The organism is Pseudomonas sp. FSL R10-1350, assembly GCF_009600525.1.
Taxonomy (GTDB): Bacteria; Pseudomonadota; Gammaproteobacteria; order Pseudomonadales; family Pseudomonadaceae; genus Aquipseudomonas; species Aquipseudomonas helleri.
This window is the reverse complement of record NZ_WIVR01000151.1, coordinates 1-1,587: the sequence shown is the minus strand read 5'-3', so window position 1 is coordinate 1,587 and position 1,587 is coordinate 1. Positions and strand designations below refer to the sequence as shown.

Annotated in this window: 3 protein-coding genes; all 3 read right to left on the bottom strand. The window is 63.5% G+C overall.

Annotation, left to right across the window (positions count from 1 at the left end; genetic code table 11):
• Positions 1 to 508: Hpt domain-containing protein (locus GHO25_RS25550; protein WP_256677337.1), on the bottom strand; the 508-nt coding region annotated here is incomplete at its 3' end.
• The gene (locus GHO25_RS25545) at positions 505 to 1,191 is read right to left on the bottom strand and encodes a chemotaxis protein CheW (RefSeq protein ID WP_153351517.1); all 687 of its coding nucleotides are present in this window, start codon (positions 1,189 to 1,191) and stop codon (positions 505 to 507) included. The genes GHO25_RS25550 and GHO25_RS25545, both read right to left, overlap by 4 nt.
• Positions 1,188 to 1,587: tetratricopeptide repeat protein (locus tag GHO25_RS25540; protein ID WP_372240980.1), on the bottom strand; the 400-nt coding region annotated here is incomplete at its 5' end. The genes GHO25_RS25545 and GHO25_RS25540, both read right to left, overlap by 4 nt.

Genomic DNA, 1,587 nt, shown 5'->3' with positions numbered 1-1,587 from the left:
CTGGGGCCACCGGCTCTGGCTGTAGCAGCGGCTCGGGCTCAGGCAGAGGCTCGGGGGCCAGCAACAGTTGCGAGACGTCGAATTCCACAGGCGCGGCCCGTGGCGCCACCCGCCCGGAAGGTTCCAGCAGTTCGTTGAGGTGCGCGACATACGCGTCGATATCGGCCGGGCCGACGTTGTCACTGCCCGGCGTGGCAATGCGCATCAACAAGTCAGTGCCCTGCAGCAAGGCATCAATGTGTTCGGGATGCAGGCGCAAACGGCCTTCTTGCGCGCTGACCAGGCAGTCTTCCATCACGTGGGCCACGCTGACGCCCGCATCCACGCCGACAATTCGCGCTGCGCCCTTGAGCGAGTGGGCGGCGCGCATGCAGGCTTCCAGCTGGTCGGCCTGGGTCGGGTTGCGCTCAAGCGCCAGCAACCCCTCATTCAGCACCTGCGTCTGGGCCTCAGCCTCCAGGCTGAACAGTTCAAGCAGCGACGCGTCGCGCATTTGCTCGGGGGTCATGTCAGGCTCCGGGTAATTGCGCCAAGCAGTTGTTCTTCATCCAGCCAGCGCAGGCTGCGGTTTTTCCAGGCCAGCACACCCCGGGTGTATTTCGCGCTGGCATGCTCGCCCGACAGCGAGGCGGCGTTCAAAGCGCGTTCTTCAATGTTGTGGACACCGTCGACTTCATCCACCGGCAACACTACCGGGCCACCATGGGCGGCCACGATCAGCATGCGCGGCATCACCCGCTGCGAAGGGGTAATGGTCACCGTAGGGTCCAGCCCCAACAGGTCAACCAGCGACAAACACGGCACCAGCGCACCGCGCACGTTGGCCACCCCTTGCAGGGCCCGCGAACGCTGGTGCGGCAACGAGTGAATGGCTTGCATGCGCGCCACTTCGTCGAGGCACACCGTGTTCAGGCCCAGCCATTCACCGCCCAGACGGAACACCACCAGCGAACGTGTGGCAACTTTTTGCTCAGCCATTGGCTGGGCGTTGTGTTCATCAGGCTCTTGCTCAAACGAGTAGCGATCCAGCAAGCGCGTGGCGGCAGCGGAATACACCGCGCAATTGCGGCAATGGATATGCTCCGGCAACTTCGGGCAAGACTTGTCGCCAAAGATGCCGATGCGGTTCCAGCAGTCATCAATGGTCTGGGCTTCGTCATGGATCAAGCCTTGGGCGAATAAACCTCTCATTGTTTGCGCTCACTGTGAACCGAACGTTCATGACGGGCAGCGCGCTCCTGCAAGCGCTGGGCGCCTGCTGCGTCACCTTGGGCAGCCAAGAGAGCGGCCAGGTGCGCCAGCGCTTCTGAATGCTGGGGTTCCAGGTACAGCGCCTTGCGATAGAAACTCTGCGCCTGCGCCGCTTGATCTTCAACATCGCTGAGCAGGCCCAGCCAGTAGAACACCTGAGCGTGCGGTCCATGCTGTTGCAAAAACTGCTCGCAAGCCTGGCGGGCGTCGCTGCTTTTGCCTTCGTTGGCCAACGCGGCAATGTGCGCCAGCAAGGCCGCCCCCGTGCACGCGGCGGGGGTTGGCGCGACAGGTATTGGCGCACGAGGTGCAAAGGGCCGTGGGGCAGACACTGGC